The 12941-nt window shown below is 51.5% G+C and carries 27 protein-coding genes; 26 read left to right on the plus strand and 1 reads right to left on the minus strand.

What is annotated here, in order from left to right:
• Positions 1-65: 65 nt before the first annotated feature.
• The gene (gene bfr / locus ENGE1_RS19150; RefSeq protein ID WP_048255262.1) at positions 66-542 is read left to right on the plus strand and encodes a bacterioferritin; all 477 of its coding nucleotides are present in this window, start codon (positions 66-68) and stop codon (positions 540-542) included.
• Here bfr and ENGE1_RS19155 read toward each other — a convergent pair.
• Positions 526-1002: a prepilin peptidase gene (locus ENGE1_RS19155; protein ID WP_043081138.1), complete on the minus strand. Its 477-nt coding sequence runs from the start codon at positions 1000-1002 to the stop codon at positions 526-528. The two genes, bfr and ENGE1_RS19155, sit on opposite strands and share 17 nt — an antisense overlap.
• Before the next feature lie 367 nt (positions 1003-1369).
• Here ENGE1_RS19155 and rpsJ point away from each other — a divergent pair, with 367 nt between their 5' ends.
• From rpsJ to rpsK, 25 genes are all read left to right on the plus strand, one after another.
• Positions 1370-1681 (plus strand): 30S ribosomal protein S10, encoded by a 312-nt coding sequence (gene rpsJ / locus ENGE1_RS19160; RefSeq protein ID WP_001181005.1) that lies wholly within the window; start codon positions 1370-1372, stop codon positions 1679-1681.
• A 32-nt stretch (positions 1682-1713) separates the two neighbouring features.
• Complete coding sequence (gene rplC / locus ENGE1_RS19165) at positions 1714-2343, plus strand: 50S ribosomal protein L3 (RefSeq protein ID WP_043081137.1); 630 nt, start codon at positions 1714-1716, stop codon at positions 2341-2343.
• 10 nt (positions 2344-2353) lie between these two features.
• The gene (gene rplD, locus ENGE1_RS19170) at positions 2354-2959 is read left to right on the plus strand and encodes a 50S ribosomal protein L4 (protein ID WP_000424395.1); all 606 of its coding nucleotides are present in this window, start codon (positions 2354-2356) and stop codon (positions 2957-2959) included.
• Positions 2956-3258 (plus strand): 50S ribosomal protein L23, encoded by a 303-nt coding sequence (gene rplW, locus ENGE1_RS19175; protein WP_038158532.1) that lies wholly within the window; start codon positions 2956-2958, stop codon positions 3256-3258. Before rplD ends, rplW begins: the two co-directional genes overlap by 4 nt.
• A gap of 17 nt (positions 3259-3275) precedes the next feature.
• Positions 3276-4097 carry a 50S ribosomal protein L2 gene (gene rplB, locus ENGE1_RS19180; protein ID WP_002919786.1) on the plus strand — a complete coding sequence of 274 codons (822 nt, stop codon included), beginning with the start codon at positions 3276-3278 and terminating at the stop codon, positions 4095-4097.
• A gap of 16 nt (positions 4098-4113) precedes the next feature.
• Positions 4114-4392 (plus strand): 30S ribosomal protein S19, encoded by a 279-nt coding sequence (gene rpsS / locus ENGE1_RS19185; RefSeq protein WP_001138115.1) that lies wholly within the window; start codon positions 4114-4116, stop codon positions 4390-4392.
• Positions 4393-4406: 14 nt separating this feature from the next.
• Complete coding sequence (gene rplV, locus ENGE1_RS19190; RefSeq protein WP_002919773.1) at positions 4407-4739, plus strand: 50S ribosomal protein L22; 333 nt, start codon at positions 4407-4409, stop codon at positions 4737-4739.
• A gap of 17 nt (positions 4740-4756) precedes the next feature.
• The gene (gene rpsC, locus ENGE1_RS19195) at positions 4757-5458 is read left to right on the plus strand and encodes a 30S ribosomal protein S3 (protein WP_000529945.1); all 702 of its coding nucleotides are present in this window, start codon (positions 4757-4759) and stop codon (positions 5456-5458) included.
• A gap of 12 nt (positions 5459-5470) precedes the next feature.
• Positions 5471-5881 carry a 50S ribosomal protein L16 gene (gene rplP / locus ENGE1_RS19200; RefSeq protein ID WP_002919759.1) on the plus strand — a complete coding sequence of 137 codons (411 nt, stop codon included), beginning with the start codon at positions 5471-5473 and terminating at the stop codon, positions 5879-5881.
• Positions 5881-6072 carry a 50S ribosomal protein L29 gene (gene rpmC, locus ENGE1_RS19205; protein WP_032614707.1) on the plus strand — a complete coding sequence of 64 codons (192 nt, stop codon included), beginning with the start codon at positions 5881-5883 and terminating at the stop codon, positions 6070-6072. Before rplP ends, rpmC begins: the two co-directional genes overlap by 1 nt.
• Positions 6072-6326 (plus strand): 30S ribosomal protein S17, encoded by a 255-nt coding sequence (gene rpsQ, locus ENGE1_RS19210; protein WP_043081132.1) that lies wholly within the window; start codon positions 6072-6074, stop codon positions 6324-6326. Before rpmC ends, rpsQ begins: the two co-directional genes overlap by 1 nt.
• Before the next feature lie 166 nt (positions 6327-6492).
• Positions 6493-6864, plus strand: a complete 372-nt coding sequence (gene rplN, locus ENGE1_RS19215; protein ID WP_000613954.1) for a 50S ribosomal protein L14 — start codon at positions 6493-6495, stop codon at positions 6862-6864.
• Positions 6865-6874: 10 nt separating this feature from the next.
• On the plus strand, positions 6875-7189 hold the full coding sequence (gene rplX, locus ENGE1_RS19220) for a 50S ribosomal protein L24 (RefSeq protein ID WP_000729185.1): 315 nt from the start codon (positions 6875-6877) through the stop codon (positions 7187-7189).
• A gap of 14 nt (positions 7190-7203) precedes the next feature.
• Positions 7204-7743, plus strand: a complete 540-nt coding sequence (gene rplE, locus ENGE1_RS19225; RefSeq protein WP_043081130.1) for a 50S ribosomal protein L5 — start codon at positions 7204-7206, stop codon at positions 7741-7743.
• Between the two features lie 14 nt (positions 7744-7757).
• The gene (rpsN, locus tag ENGE1_RS19230) at positions 7758-8063 is read left to right on the plus strand and encodes a 30S ribosomal protein S14 (RefSeq protein WP_004388614.1); all 306 of its coding nucleotides are present in this window, start codon (positions 7758-7760) and stop codon (positions 8061-8063) included.
• Positions 8064-8096: 33 nt separating this feature from the next.
• Positions 8097-8489, plus strand: a complete 393-nt coding sequence (rpsH, locus tag ENGE1_RS19235; RefSeq protein WP_042396027.1) for a 30S ribosomal protein S8 — start codon at positions 8097-8099, stop codon at positions 8487-8489.
• Between the two features lie 12 nt (positions 8490-8501).
• Positions 8502-9035, plus strand: a complete 534-nt coding sequence (gene rplF, locus ENGE1_RS19240) for a 50S ribosomal protein L6 (protein ID WP_043081129.1) — start codon at positions 8502-8504, stop codon at positions 9033-9035.
• 9 nt (positions 9036-9044) lie between these two features.
• Positions 9045-9398 (plus strand): 50S ribosomal protein L18, encoded by a 354-nt coding sequence (gene rplR / locus ENGE1_RS19245; RefSeq protein WP_039076817.1) that lies wholly within the window; start codon positions 9045-9047, stop codon positions 9396-9398.
• Positions 9399-9412: 14 nt separating this feature from the next.
• On the plus strand, positions 9413-9913 hold the full coding sequence (gene rpsE / locus ENGE1_RS19250) for a 30S ribosomal protein S5 (RefSeq protein ID WP_003863299.1): 501 nt from the start codon (positions 9413-9415) through the stop codon (positions 9911-9913).
• Positions 9914-9919: 6 nt separating this feature from the next.
• Positions 9920-10099, plus strand: coding sequence for a 50S ribosomal protein L30 (gene rpmD / locus ENGE1_RS19255; protein ID WP_001140434.1), 180 nt, complete (start codon positions 9920-9922; stop codon positions 10097-10099).
• A gap of 3 nt (positions 10100-10102) precedes the next feature.
• The gene (gene rplO / locus ENGE1_RS19260; RefSeq protein WP_043081128.1) at positions 10103-10537 is read left to right on the plus strand and encodes a 50S ribosomal protein L15; all 435 of its coding nucleotides are present in this window, start codon (positions 10103-10105) and stop codon (positions 10535-10537) included.
• Between the two features lie 7 nt (positions 10538-10544).
• Positions 10545-11876, plus strand: a complete 1332-nt coding sequence (gene secY / locus ENGE1_RS19265) for a preprotein translocase subunit SecY (protein ID WP_043081127.1) — start codon at positions 10545-10547, stop codon at positions 11874-11876.
• A gap of 31 nt (positions 11877-11907) precedes the next feature.
• The gene (rpmJ, locus tag ENGE1_RS27190) at positions 11908-12024 is read left to right on the plus strand and encodes a 50S ribosomal protein L36 (protein ID WP_000868187.1); all 117 of its coding nucleotides are present in this window, start codon (positions 11908-11910) and stop codon (positions 12022-12024) included.
• Between the two features lie 149 nt (positions 12025-12173).
• A complete protein-coding gene (rpsM, locus tag ENGE1_RS19270; RefSeq protein ID WP_013099021.1) occupies positions 12174-12530 on the plus strand; it encodes a 30S ribosomal protein S13 in 357 nt (118 codons plus the stop codon).
• 17 nt (positions 12531-12547) lie between these two features.
• The gene (gene rpsK, locus ENGE1_RS19275) at positions 12548-12937 is read left to right on the plus strand and encodes a 30S ribosomal protein S11 (protein WP_043081126.1); all 390 of its coding nucleotides are present in this window, start codon (positions 12548-12550) and stop codon (positions 12935-12937) included.
• The last annotated feature ends 4 nt before the right edge of the window (positions 12938-12941 follow it).

Below are 12941 nucleotides of genomic sequence, written 5' to 3' on the forward strand. Positions count from 1 at the left end.
ACTCTTTTCATTGACTTCTTTATAGCCCGATCTACTCTCTAAAGAGTGGAAGCGGAGGGACTATAATGAAAGGTGATGTCAAAATCATAAGTTATCTCAATAAATTATTGGGAAATGAGCTTGTCGCAATCAATCAGTATTTTCTTCATGCGAGAATGTTCAAAAACTGGGGCCTGATGCGCCTCAACGACGTTGAGTACCATGAGTCCATCGATGAGATGAAGCACGCCGATAAGTATATCGAGCGGATTTTGTTTCTTGAGGGCATTCCCAACCTGCAGGATCTCGGCAAACTCGGCATCGGCGAGGATGTGGAAGAGATGCTGCAGTCCGATCTGCGGCTTGAGCTGGAAGGTGCCAAAGACCTTCGCGAAGCGATAGCCTATGCTGACAGCGTTCACGATTACGTCAGCCGCGATATGATGATCGAAATCCTGGCCGATGAAGAAGGCCATATTGACTGGCTGGAAACAGAACTGGAACTGATCGGCAAAATTGGCGTACAGAACTATCTCCAGTCGCAGATTAAGGTAGAAGCGTAAGCCACGACTGCCAGCCGATGATAAAACCCGCTGCGGCCAGAAACGGGCCAAACGGCAGCGGGTTTTTTAGTGCCTTACCGCTGCGTTCGACAACCAGCTGTGCCGCGACGAACGCGAGCGCAAGCCCGCTCGCCATGCCAACCAGCAGCGGCAGCTGCTCCCAGCCGTGCCACGCGCCCAGCGCGGCCAGAAACTTCACATCTCCGTAGCCAAGTCCTTCGCGCCGGCGCACCCAGCGGTAGAGCCATAGCAGCAGGGCAAACCCCGCGTACCCTGCGATAGCGCCGATGACGGCGCTGGCGAGCCTGTGCGGCATACAGCAGAGAGTAAACAGCAGCCCACACCACAGAAGCGGGCAGGTCAGCCTGTCGGGTAGCAGGCCGTGCTTAAGGTCCTGCCGGCAGAGCAGAACCAGCATCAGGCAGTGCAGAGCAACAAAGGGCAGGGCGATATAGGTCATGATGCGGCTCGACGTGTTCAGTAAAACCCCAGCTTGCGCCGTGCGCCGTGGCGGAACAACCGGCTACAGGTTCGGTTTACGAGCGGCTTCCCGGACAAAAGGGCGGACTTACCGCTTTACACCACAGGCTGCGAGCGGGCGCGCAATTCTGCTGCATTTCTAAACATCACTTGCTTCGCTGGCTGATTTGCGTATAATGCGCGGGCTTGTCAAAATTGACAGCGGTTCGATATGAACCCGGCAGCGCAGTTTGCTGCGACAATGTTCCCAATCGGGGAACTCTGTAAGAACGGTTACACTCTCCCATCAATCGTAATGGGTTTGAGGAGTAATCATTTCGTTTATAAATAATTGGAGCTCTGGTCTCATGCAGAACCAAAGAATCCGTATCCGTCTTAAAGCGTTTGATCATCGCCTGATCGATCAATCAACCGCGGAAATCGTCGAGACTGCCAAGCGCACTGGTGCGCAGGTCCGTGGTCCGATCCCGCTGCCGACCCGCAAAGAGCGCTTTACCGTTCTGATCTCTCCGCACGTTAACAAAGACGCGCGCGACCAGTACGAAATCCGCACTCACAAGCGTCTGGTTGACATCGTTGAGCCAACTGAAAAAACCGTTGATGCTCTGATGCGTCTGGATCTGGCTGCCGGTGTAGACGTGCAGATCAGCCTGGGTTAATCAGGTCATCGAGCGATTGAGAGGTTGAAACAATGATTGGTTTAGTCGGTAAAAAAGTGGGCATGACTCGCATCTTCACTGAAGAAGGCGTTTCAATCCCAGTAACCGTAATCGAAGTTGAAGCAAACCGCGTTACTCAGGTTAAAGATCTGGCTAACGATGGCTACCGCGCAATCCAGGTTACCACCGGTGCTAAAAAAGCTAACCGTGTAACCAAACCGGAAGCGGGTCACTTCGCTAAAGCTGGCGTAGAAGCTGGCCGTGGTCTGTGGGAATTCCGCCTGGCAGAAGGCGAAGAGTTCACCGTAGGTCAGAACATTAGCGTTGAGCTGTTTGCTGAAGTTAAAAAAGTTGACGTAACTGGCACCTCCAAAGGTAAAGGTTTCGCAGGTACCGTTAAGCGCTGGAACTTCCGTACCCAGGACGCGACTCACGGTAACTCCTTGTCTCACCGCGTTCCGGGTTCTATCGGTCAGAACCAGACTCCGGGCAAAGTGTTCAAAGGCAAGAAAATGGCAGGTCAGCTGGGTAACGAACGCGTAACCGTTCAGAGCCTGGACGTAGTACGTGTTGACGCTGAGCGCAACCTGCTGCTGGTTAAAGGTGCGGTCCCGGGTGCAACCGGTAGCGACCTGATCGTTAAACCAGCTGTGAAGGCGTAAGGGGATAGCAATGGAATTAGTATTGAAAGACGCGCAGAGCGCGCTGACTGTTTCCGAAACTACCTTCGGTCGTGATTTCAACGAAGCGCTGGTACACCAGGTTGTTGTTGCTTATGCAGCAGGTGCTCGTCAGGGTACTCGTGCTCAGAAGACCCGTGCTGAAGTAACTGGTTCCGGTAAAAAACCGTGGCGCCAGAAAGGTACCGGCCGTGCGCGTTCTGGTTCTATCAAGAGCCCGATCTGGCGTTCCGGTGGCGTAACCTTCGCTGCTCGTCCGCAGGACCACAGTCAAAAAGTTAACAAAAAGATGTACCGCGGCGCGCTGAAAAGCATCCTGTCCGAACTGGTACGTCAGGATCGTCTGATCGTTGTCGAGAAGTTCTCTGTTGAAGCGCCGAAAACCAAGCTGCTGGCACAGAAACTGAAAGACATGGCTCTGGAAGATGTGCTGATCATCACCGGTGAGCTGGACGAGAACCTGTTCCTGGCTGCGCGCAACCTGCACAAGGTTGACGTACGCGATGCAACTGGTATCGACCCGGTTAGCCTGATCGCCTTCGACAAAGTCGTAATGACTGCTGATGCTGTTAAGCAAGTTGAGGAGATGCTGGCATGATTCGTGAAGAACGTCTGCTGAAGGTGCTTCGCGCACCGCACGTTTCTGAAAAAGCGTCTACTGCGATGGAAAAAACTAACACCATCGTTCTCAAAGTTGCTAAAGACGCGACTAAAGCAGAAATCAAAGCTGCTGTGCAGAAACTGTTTGAAGTCAAAGTTGATACCGTACGTACCCTGGTTGTTAAAGGCAAGGTGAAGCGTCACGGACAGCGTATCGGTCGTCGTAGCGACTGGAAAAAAGCTTACGTCACCCTTGAAGAAGGCCAGAATCTGGACTTCGTTGGCGGCGCTGAGTAAGTCGGAGGAGTAATACAATGGCAGTTGTTAAATGTAAACCGACATCTCCGGGTCGTCGCCACGTAGTTAAAGTGGTTAACCCTGAGCTGCACAAGGGCAAACCTTTTGCTCCGCTGCTGGAAAAAAACAGCAAATCCGGTGGTCGTAACAACAATGGCCGTATCACCACTCGTCACATCGGTGGTGGCCACAAGCAGGCTTACCGTATTGTTGACTTTAAGCGCAACAAAGATGGTATCCCGGCAGTTGTTGAACGTCTTGAGTACGATCCGAACCGTTCCGCGAACATCGCGCTGGTTCTGTACAAAGACGGCGAGCGCCGTTACATCCTGGCCCCGAAAGGCCTGAAAGCTGGCGACCAGATTCAGTCTGGCGTTGATGCTGCAATCAAAGCAGGTAACACCCTGCCGATGCGCAATATCCCGGTTGGTTCTACCGTTCATAACGTAGAAATGAAACCAGGTAAAGGCGGTCAGCTGGCACGTTCCGCTGGTACTTACGTTCAGATCGTTGCGCGCGATGGTGCTTATGTCACCCTGCGTCTGCGTTCTGGTGAAATGCGTAAAGTCGAAGCAGACTGCCGCGCTACCCTGGGCGAAGTTGGCAATGCTGAGCATATGCTGCGCGTTCTGGGTAAAGCAGGTGCTGCACGCTGGCGTGGTGTTCGTCCTACCGTTCGCGGTACTGCGATGAACCCGGTCGACCACCCACATGGTGGTGGTGAAGGTCGTAACTTTGGTAAGCACCCGGTATCCCCGTGGGGCCTGCAGACCAAAGGTAAGAAGACCCGCAGCAACAAGCGTACTGATAAATTCATCGTACGTCGCCGTAGCAAATAATTTTAGAGGATAAGCCATGCCACGTTCTCTCAAGAAAGGTCCTTTTATTGACCTGCACTTGCTGAAGAAGGTAGAGAAAGCGGTGGAAAGCGGAGACAAGAAGCCCCTGCGCACTTGGTCCCGTCGTTCAACGATCTTTCCTAACATGATCGGTTTGACCATCGCTGTCCATAATGGTCGTCAGCACGTTCCGGTATTTGTTTCCGACGAAATGGTCGGTCACAAACTGGGTGAATTCGCACCGACTCGTACTTATCGCGGCCACGCTGCTGATAAAAAAGCGAAGAAGAAATAAGGTAGGAGGAAGAGATGGAAACTTTAGCTCAACATCGCCATGCTCGTTCTTCTGCTCAGAAGGTTCGCCTCGTAGCAGACCTGATTCGCGGTAAGAAAGTGTCGCAGGCCCTGGATATTCTGACCTACACCAATAAGAAAGCGGCTGTACTGGTCAAGAAAGTTCTGGAATCTGCCATTGCTAACGCTGAACACAACGATGGCGCTGACATTGACGATCTGAAAGTTGCGAAAATTTTCGTAGACGAAGGCCCGAGCATGAAGCGCATTATGCCGCGTGCGAAAGGTCGTGCAGATCGCATCCTGAAGCGCACCAGCCACATCACTGTGGTTGTGTCCGATCGCTGAGACTCTGGAGACTAGCAATGGGTCAGAAAGTACATCCTAATGGTATTCGCCTGGGTATTGTAAAACCATGGAACTCTACCTGGTTTGCGAACACCAAAGAATTCGCTGACAACCTGGACAGCGATTTTAAAGTACGTCAGTACCTGACGAAGGAACTGGCGAAAGCGTCCGTATCTCGTATCGTTATCGAGCGTCCGGCTAAGAGCATCCGTGTGACCATTCACACCGCTCGCCCGGGTATCGTTATCGGTAAGAAAGGCGAAGACGTAGAAAAACTGCGCAAGGTCGTAGCGGACATCGCTGGCGTACCTGCTCAGATCAATATCGCTGAAGTTCGTAAGCCTGAACTGGACGCAAAACTGGTTGCTGACAGCATCACTTCTCAGCTGGAGCGTCGCGTGATGTTCCGTCGTGCGATGAAGCGTGCTGTACAGAACGCAATGCGTCTGGGCGCTAAAGGTATCAAAGTTGAAGTTAGCGGCCGTCTGGGCGGCGCGGAAATCGCACGTACCGAATGGTACCGCGAAGGTCGCGTACCGCTGCACACTCTGCGTGCTGACATTGACTACAACACCTCTGAAGCGCACACCACTTACGGTGTAATCGGCGTTAAGGTATGGATCTTCAAAGGTGAGATCCTGGGTGGTATGGCTGCTGTTGAACAACCGGAAAAACCGGCTGCGCAACCTAAAAAGCAGCAGCGTAAAGGCCGTAAATAAGGAGCGTCGCTGATGTTACAACCAAAGCGTACAAAATTCCGTAAAGTGCACAAAGGCCGCAACCGTGGTCTGGCGCAGGGTACGGATGTTAGCTTCGGCACTTTCGGTCTGAAAGCTGTTGGCCGTGGTCGTCTGACTGCCCGTCAGATCGAAGCAGCACGTCGTGCTATGACCCGTGCAGTTAAGCGTCAAGGTAAGATCTGGATCCGTGTATTCCCGGACAAACCGATCACCGAGAAGCCGCTGGAAGTTCGTATGGGTAAAGGTAAAGGTAACGTGGAGTACTGGGTTGCCTTGATTCAGCCGGGTAAAGTCCTGTATGAAATGGACGGTGTACCGGAAGAGCTGGCCCGTGAAGCCTTCGGCCTGGCAGCAGCGAAACTGCCTATCAAAACCACCTTTGTAACTAAGACGGTGATGTAATGAAAGCAAATGAGCTGCGTGAAAAAAGCGTAGAAGAGCTGAACGCTGAGCTGCTGAACCTGCTGCGTGAGCAGTTCAACCTGCGTATGCAGGCTGCAAGTGGCCAGCTGCAACAGACTCACCTGCTGAAGCAGGTTCGTCGTGATGTTGCACGCGTTAAGACTTTACTGACTCAGAAGGCGGGTGCGTAATGACCGATAAAATCCGTACTCTGCAAGGTCGTGTTGTTAGCGACAAAATGGAGAAATCCATTGTTGTTGCTATCGAACGTTTCGTGAAGCACCCGATCTACGGTAAATTCATCAAGCGTACGACCAAACTGCACGTACATGACGAGAACAACGAATGTGGAATCGGCGACAAGGTTGAAATCCGTGAATGCCGTCCGCTGTCCAAGACTAAGTCCTGGACTCTGGTTCGCGTTGTAGAGAAAGCGATTCTGTAATAGAGTACGCCTCCTCGATACAGATAAACGGCTCAGCGATGAGCCGTTTATTTTTTCTACCCATATCCCGGAACCGGTGTTATAATGCTGCGCCCTCGATATGGGGCTTTTTAACGACCCTGATTTTTTGGGTCTCAGTAGTAGTTGACATTAGCGGAGCACTAAAATGATCCAAGAACAGACTATGCTGAACGTCGCCGACAACTCCGGTGCACGTCGCGTAATGTGTATCAAGGTTCTGGGTGGCTCGCACCGTCGCTACGCAGGCGTAGGCGACATCATCAAGATCACCATCAAGGAAGCAATTCCGCGTGGTAAGGTCAAGAAAGGTGATGTGCTGAAGGCGGTAGTGGTGCGCACCAAGAAGGGTGTTCGTCGCCCGGACGGTTCTGTCATTCGCTTCGATGGTAATGCATGCGTTATTCTCAACAATAACAGTGAGCAGCCCATCGGTACGCGTATTTTTGGGCCGGTAACTCGTGAACTTCGTAACGAGAAGTTCATGAAAATTATCTCTCTGGCACCAGAAGTACTCTAAGGAGCGAATCATGGCAGCGAAAATCCGTCGTGATGACGAAGTTATCGTGTTAACCGGTAAAGATAAAGGTAAGCGCGGTAAAGTTAAGAATGTCCTGTCTTCCGGCAAGGTCATTGTTGAAGGTATCAACCTGGTTAAGAAACATCAGAAGCCGGTTCCGGCCCTGAACCAACCAGGCGGCATCGTTGAAAAAGAAGCTGCTATTCAGGTTTCTAACGTTGCAATCTTCAATGCGGCAACCGGCAAGGCTGACCGTGTAGGCTTTAGATTCGAAGACGGCAAAAAAGTCCGTTTCTTCAAGTCTAACAGCGAAACTATCAAGTAATTTGGAGTAGTACGATGGCGAAACTGCATGATTACTACAAAGACGAAGTAGTTAAGAAACTCATGACTGAGTTTAACTACAATTCTGTCATGCAAGTCCCTCGGGTCGAGAAGATCACCCTGAACATGGGTGTTGGTGAAGCGATCGCTGACAAGAAACTGCTGGATAACGCAGCAGCTGACCTGACAGCAATCTCCGGTCAAAAACCGCTGATCACCAAAGCACGCAAATCTGTTGCAGGCTTCAAAATCCGTCAGGGCTATCCGATCGGCTGTAAAGTAACTCTGCGTGGCGAACGCATGTGGGAGTTCTTTGAGCGCCTGATCACTATTGCTGTACCGCGTATCCGTGACTTCCGCGGCCTGTCCGCAAAGTCTTTCGACGGTCGTGGTAACTACAGCATGGGTGTCCGTGAGCAGATCATCTTCCCAGAAATCGACTACGATAAAGTCGACCGCGTTCGTGGTTTGGATATTACCATTACCACCACTGCGAATTCTGACGAAGAAGGCCGTGCTCTGCTGGCTGCCTTTGACTTCCCGTTCCGCAAGTAAGGTAGGGTTACTTAATGGCTAAGCAATCAATGAAAGCTCGCGAAGTTAAACGCGTAGCTTTAGCTGAAAAATACTTCGCGAAACGCGCTGAACTGAAAGCGATCATTTCTGATGTGAACGCTTCCGACGAAGATCGTTGGAACGCTGTTCTTAAGCTGCAGACTCTGCCGCGTGATTCCAGCCCGTCTCGTCAGCGTAACCGCTGCCGTCAAACTGGTCGTCCGCACGCTTTCCTGCGGAAGTTCGGGTTGAGCCGTATTAAGGTCCGTGAAGCCGCTATGCGCGGTGAAATCCCGGGTCTTAAAAAGGCTAGCTGGTAATTGTCACCAATTGAATCACGGGAGTAAAGACAGATGAGCATGCAAGATCCGATCGCGGATATGCTGACCCGTATCCGTAACGGTCAGGCCGCGAACAAAGCTGCGGTCACCATGCCTTCCTCCAAGCTGAAAGTGGCAATTGCCAACGTGCTGAAGGAAGAAGGTTTTATTGAAGAATTTAAAGTTGAAGGCGACACCAAGCCTGAACTGGAAGTAACCCTCAAGTACTTCCAGGGCAAAGCTGTTGTAGAAAGCATTCAGCGTGTCAGCCGCCCAGGTCTGCGCATCTATAAGAAAAAAGATGAGCTGCCGAAAGTTATGGCGGGTCTGGGTATCGCAGTTGTTTCTACCTCTAAAGGTGTTATGACTGATCGTGCAGCGCGCCAGGCTGGTCTTGGTGGCGAAATTATCTGCTACGTAGCCTAATCGGAGGAAAAAATGTCTCGTGTTGCTAAAGCACCGGTCGTTGTTCCTGCCGGCGTTGACGTAAAAATCAACGGTCAGGTTATTACGATCAAAGGTAAAAACGGCGAGCTGACTCGTACTCTCAACGATGCTGTTGAAGTTAAACATGCAGATAATGCACTGACCTTCGGTCCGCGTGATGGTTACGCAGACGCTTGGGCTCAGGCTGGTACCGCGCGTGCCCTGCTGAACTCAATGGTTATCGGTGTTACCGAAGGCTTCACTAAAAAGCTTCAGCTGGTTGGTGTAGGTTATCGTGCAGCGGTCAAAGGTAGTGTTGTAAACCTGTCTCTGGGTTTCTCTCACCCTGTTGAACATCAGCTGCCGGCCGGTATCACTGCAGAATGTCCGACTCAGACTGAAATCGTGCTGAAAGGCGCTGATAAGCAGGTGATCGGCCAGGTTGCAGCAGATCTGCGCGCCTACCGTCGTCCTGAGCCTTACAAAGGCAAAGGTGTTCGTTACGCCGACGAAGTCGTGCGTACCAAAGAGGCTAAGAAGAAGTAAGGTAACACTATGGATAAGAAATCTGCTCGTATCCGTCGTGCGACCCGCGCACGCCGCAAGCTCAAAGAGCTGGGTGCAACTCGCCTGGTGGTACATCGTACCCCGCGTCACATTTACGCACAGGTAATTGCACCGAACGGTTCTGAAGTTCTGGTAGCTGCTTCTACTGTAGAAAAAGCTATCTCTGAACAACTGAAGTACACCGGTAACAAAGACGCTGCTGCAGCTGTGGGTAAAGCTGTCGCTGAACGCGCTCTGGAAAAAGGCATCAAAGATGTGTCCTTTGACCGTTCCGGGTTCCAATATCATGGTCGTGTCCAGGCACTGGCAGATGCTGCCCGTGAAGCTGGCCTTCAGTTCTAAGGTAGAGGTGTAAGATGGCTCACATCGAAAAACAAGCTGGCGAACTGCAGGAAAAGCTGATCGCGGTAAACCGCGTATCTAAAACCGTTAAAGGTGGTCGTATTTTCTCCTTCACAGCTCTGACTGTAGTAGGCGATGGCAACGGTCGCGTTGGTTTTGGTTACGGTAAAGCTCGCGAAGTTCCGGCAGCGATCCAGAAAGCGATGGAAAAAGCCCGTCGCAACATGATTAACGTCGCGCTGAATAACGGCACCCTGCAGCACCCGGTTAAAGGTGTTCACACGGGTTCTCGTGTATTCATGCAGCCGGCTTCTGAAGGTACCGGTATCATCGCCGGTGGTGCAATGCGCGCCGTCCTGGAAGTCGCTGGGGTTCATAACGTTCTGGCTAAAGCATATGGTTCCACCAACCCGATCAACGTGGTTCGTGCAACTATTGATGGCCTGGAAAACATGAATTCTCCAGAAATGGTCGCTGCCAAGCGTGGTAAATCCGTTGAAGAAATTCTGGGGTAATTAACCATGGCAAAGACTATTAAGATTACTCAAACCCGCAGTGCAATCGGTCGTCTGCCGAAACACAAGGCAACGCTGCTTGGCCTGGGTCTGCGTCGTATTGGTCACACCGTAGAGCGCGAGGATACTCCTGCTGTTCGCGGTATGGTCAACGCGGTTTCCTTCATGGTTAAAGTTGAGGAGTAAGAGATGCGTTTAAATACTCTGTCTCCGGCCGAAGGCTCCAAGAGCGCCTCTAAGCGTCTGGGTCGTGGTATCGGTTCTGGCCTCGGTAAAACCGGCGGTCGTGGTCACAAAGGTCAGAAGTCTCGTTCTGGCGGTGGCGTACGTCGTGGTTTCGAGGGTGGTCAGATGCCTCTGTACCGTCGTCTGCCGAAATTCGGCTTCACTTCTCGTAAAGCAGCGATTACAGCCGAAGTTCGTCTGTCTGACCTGGCTAAAGTAGAAGGCGATGTTGTAGACCTGAACACGCTGAAAGCTGCCAACATTATCGGTATCCAGATCGAGTTCGCGAAAGTGATCCTGGCTGGTGAAGTTTCTACTCCGGTAACTGTTCGTGGCCTGCGCGTGACGAAAGGCGCTCGTGCTGCTATCGAAGCTGCTGGCGGTAAAATTGAGGAATAAGTAGCAGATGGCTAAACAACCGGGATTAGATTTTCAAAGTGCCAAAGGTGGATTTGGCGAGCTGAAACGCAGACTGCTGTTTGTTATCGGCGCGCTGATCGTTTTCCGAATTGGCTCTTTTATTCCGATCCCTGGTATTGATGCCGCTGTACTTGCCAAACTGCTTGAGCAACAGCGAGGCACCATCATTGAAATGTTCAACATGTTCTCTGGTGGTGCTCTCAGCCGTGCTTCTATCTTTGCTCTGGGTATCATGCCGTACATTTCGGCATCGATTATTATCCAGCTGTTGACGGTGGTTCACCCGAAACTGGCAGAGATTAAGAAGGAAGGGGAATCTGGTCGTCGTAAGATTAGCCAGTACACCCGCTACGGCACTCTGGTGCTGGCGATATTTCAGTCGATCGGTATTGCTACCGGTCTGCCGAATATGCCCGGTATGCAGGGCCTGGTGATTAATCCGGGCTTTGCATTCTACTTCACCGCTGTTGTCAGTCTGGTCACAGGAACCATGTTCCTGATGTGGCTCGGCGAACAGATTACTGAGCGTGGTATCGGTAACGGTATCTCAATCATTATCTTCGCCGGTATCGTTGCGGGTCTCCCGCCGGCCATCGCCCATACTATCGAGCAAGCGCGTCAAGGCGACCTGCACTTCCTCCTGTTGCTGTTGGTTGCAGTATTAGTATTTGCAGTGACTTTCTTTGTTGTCTTCGTTGAGCGTGGTCAACGCCGCATTGTGGTAAACTACGCCAAGCGTCAACAAGGTCGTCGTGTCTATGCTGCACAGAGCACACATTTACCGCTGAAAGTGAATATGGCGGGGGTTATCCCGGCTATCTTTGCTTCCAGTATTATTCTGTTCCCGGCGACCATCGCGTCATGGTTCGGGGGCGGTACCGGTTGGAACTGGCTGACAACAATTTCGCTGTATTTGCAGCCTGGGCAACCGCTTTATGTGTTACTCTATGCGTCTGCGATCATCTTCTTCTGTTTCTTCTACACGGCGTTGGTCTTCAACCCGCGTGAAACAGCAGATAACCTGAAGAAGTCCGGTGCATTTGTACCAGGAATTCGTCCGGGAGAGCAAACGGCGAAGTATATCGATAAGGTAATGACCCGCCTGACTCTGGTTGGTGCGCTTTATATTACCTTTATCTGCCTGATCCCGGAGTTCATGCGTGATGCAATGAAAGTGCCGTTCTACTTCGGTGGTACCTCACTTCTTATCGTTGTCGTCGTGATTATGGACTTTATGGCTCAAGTGCAAACTCTGATGATGTCAAGTCAGTACGAGTCTGCATTGAAGAAGGCGAACCTGAAAGGCTACGGCCGCTAACAGGGCGCCCGAGAAGTTACGGAGAGTAAAAATGAAAGTTCGTGCTTCCGTCAAGAAATTATGCCGTAACTGCAAAATCGTTAAGCGTGATGGCGTCATCCGCGTGATTTGCAGTGCCGAGCCGAAGCATAAACAGCGCCAAGGCTGATTTAATTCGCATATTTTTCTTGCAAAGTTGGGTTGAGCTGGCTAGATTAGCCAGCCAATCTTTTTTGTATGTCTGTACGTTTCCATTTGAGTATCCTGAAAACGGGCTTTTCAGCATGGTGCGTACATATTAAATAGTAGGAGTGCATAGTGGCCCGTATAGCAGGCATTAACATTCCTGATCAGAAACATGCTGTGATCGCATTAACTTCGATCTACGGCATCGGCAAGACCCGTTCTAAAGCCATTCTGGCTGCAGCGGGTATCGCTGAAGATGTTAAGATCAGTGAGCTGTCTGAAGGACAAATCGACACACTGCGTGACGAAGTTGCCAAATTTGTCGTTGAAGGTGATCTGCGCCGTGAAATTAGCATGAGCATCAAGCGCCTGATGGATCTTGGTTGCTATCGCGGTTTGCGTCATCGTCGTGGTCTCCCGGTTCGCGGTCAGCGTACCAAGACCAACGCTCGTACCCGTAAGGGTCCGCGCAAACCGATCAAGAAATAATCGGGGTGATTGAATAAATGGCAAAGGCACCAGTTCGTGCACGTAAGCGTGTAAGAAAGCAAGTCTCTGACGGCGTGGCTCATATCCATGCTTCTTTCAACAACACCATCGTTACCATCTCTGATCGTCAGGGTAACGCACTGGGTTGGGCAACAGCCGGTGGTTCCGGTTTCCGTGGTTCTCGCAAATCCACTCCGTTCGCAGCTCAGGTTGCAGCAGAGCGTTGCGCAGAAGCCGTTAAAGATTACGGCATCAAGAATCTGGAAGTTATGGTCAAAGGACCGGGTCCGGGTCGCGAATCTACCATTCGCGCTCTGAACGCCGCTGGTTTCCGCATCACTAATATTACTGATGTGACTCCGATCCCTCATAACGGTTGTCGTCCGCCGAAGAAACGTCGCGTATAACGCT

It is taken from the genome of Pluralibacter gergoviae ATCC 33028 = NBRC 105706, from assembly GCF_001598855.1.
GTDB classification, from domain to species: domain Bacteria; phylum Pseudomonadota; class Gammaproteobacteria; order Enterobacterales; family Enterobacteriaceae; genus Pluralibacter; species Pluralibacter gergoviae.

Excerpts from the sequence above, each read along its gene's own strand:
- rplV (WP_002919773.1), top strand. The coding sequence starts at position 4,407 with ATGGAAACTTTAGCTCAACATCGCCATGCTCGTTCTTCTGCTCAGAAG.
- rpmC (WP_032614707.1), top strand. The coding sequence starts at position 5,881 with ATGAAAGCAAATGAGCTGCGTGAAAAAAGCGTAGAAGAGCTGAACGCT.
- ENGE1_RS19155 (WP_043081138.1), bottom strand. The coding sequence starts at position 1,002 with ATGACCTATATCGCCCTGCCCTTTGTTGCTCTGCACTGCCTGATGCTG.
- bfr (WP_048255262.1), top strand. The coding sequence starts at position 66 with ATGAAAGGTGATGTCAAAATCATAAGTTATCTCAATAAATTATTGGGA.
- rplP (WP_002919759.1), top strand. The coding sequence starts at position 5,471 with ATGTTACAACCAAAGCGTACAAAATTCCGTAAAGTGCACAAAGGCCGC.
- rpsS (WP_001138115.1), top strand. The coding sequence starts at position 4,114 with ATGCCACGTTCTCTCAAGAAAGGTCCTTTTATTGACCTGCACTTGCTG.
- rpsH (WP_042396027.1), top strand. The coding sequence starts at position 8,097 with ATGAGCATGCAAGATCCGATCGCGGATATGCTGACCCGTATCCGTAAC.
- rpsK (WP_043081126.1), top strand. The coding sequence starts at position 12,548 with ATGGCAAAGGCACCAGTTCGTGCACGTAAGCGTGTAAGAAAGCAAGTC.
- rplB (WP_002919786.1), top strand. The coding sequence starts at position 3,276 with ATGGCAGTTGTTAAATGTAAACCGACATCTCCGGGTCGTCGCCACGTA.
- rpsJ (WP_001181005.1), top strand. The coding sequence starts at position 1,370 with ATGCAGAACCAAAGAATCCGTATCCGTCTTAAAGCGTTTGATCATCGC.
- rpmD (WP_001140434.1), top strand. The coding sequence starts at position 9,920 with ATGGCAAAGACTATTAAGATTACTCAAACCCGCAGTGCAATCGGTCGT.
- rplE (WP_043081130.1), top strand. The coding sequence starts at position 7,204 with ATGGCGAAACTGCATGATTACTACAAAGACGAAGTAGTTAAGAAACTC.
- rplW (WP_038158532.1), top strand. The coding sequence starts at position 2,956 with ATGATTCGTGAAGAACGTCTGCTGAAGGTGCTTCGCGCACCGCACGTT.
- rpsQ (WP_043081132.1), top strand. The coding sequence starts at position 6,072 with ATGACCGATAAAATCCGTACTCTGCAAGGTCGTGTTGTTAGCGACAAA.
- rpsE (WP_003863299.1), top strand. The coding sequence starts at position 9,413 with ATGGCTCACATCGAAAAACAAGCTGGCGAACTGCAGGAAAAGCTGATC.
- secY (WP_043081127.1), top strand. The coding sequence starts at position 10,545 with ATGGCTAAACAACCGGGATTAGATTTTCAAAGTGCCAAAGGTGGATTT.
- rpmJ (WP_000868187.1), top strand. The coding sequence starts at position 11,908 with ATGAAAGTTCGTGCTTCCGTCAAGAAATTATGCCGTAACTGCAAAATC.
- rplR (WP_039076817.1), top strand. The coding sequence starts at position 9,045 with ATGGATAAGAAATCTGCTCGTATCCGTCGTGCGACCCGCGCACGCCGC.
- rplC (WP_043081137.1), top strand. The coding sequence starts at position 1,714 with ATGATTGGTTTAGTCGGTAAAAAAGTGGGCATGACTCGCATCTTCACT.
- rplO (WP_043081128.1), top strand. The coding sequence starts at position 10,103 with ATGCGTTTAAATACTCTGTCTCCGGCCGAAGGCTCCAAGAGCGCCTCT.
- rpsN (WP_004388614.1), top strand. The coding sequence starts at position 7,758 with ATGGCTAAGCAATCAATGAAAGCTCGCGAAGTTAAACGCGTAGCTTTA.
- rplF (WP_043081129.1), top strand. The coding sequence starts at position 8,502 with ATGTCTCGTGTTGCTAAAGCACCGGTCGTTGTTCCTGCCGGCGTTGAC.
- rpsC (WP_000529945.1), top strand. The coding sequence starts at position 4,757 with ATGGGTCAGAAAGTACATCCTAATGGTATTCGCCTGGGTATTGTAAAA.
- rplD (WP_000424395.1), top strand. The coding sequence starts at position 2,354 with ATGGAATTAGTATTGAAAGACGCGCAGAGCGCGCTGACTGTTTCCGAA.
- rplX (WP_000729185.1), top strand. The coding sequence starts at position 6,875 with ATGGCAGCGAAAATCCGTCGTGATGACGAAGTTATCGTGTTAACCGGT.
- rplN (WP_000613954.1), top strand. The coding sequence starts at position 6,493 with ATGATCCAAGAACAGACTATGCTGAACGTCGCCGACAACTCCGGTGCA.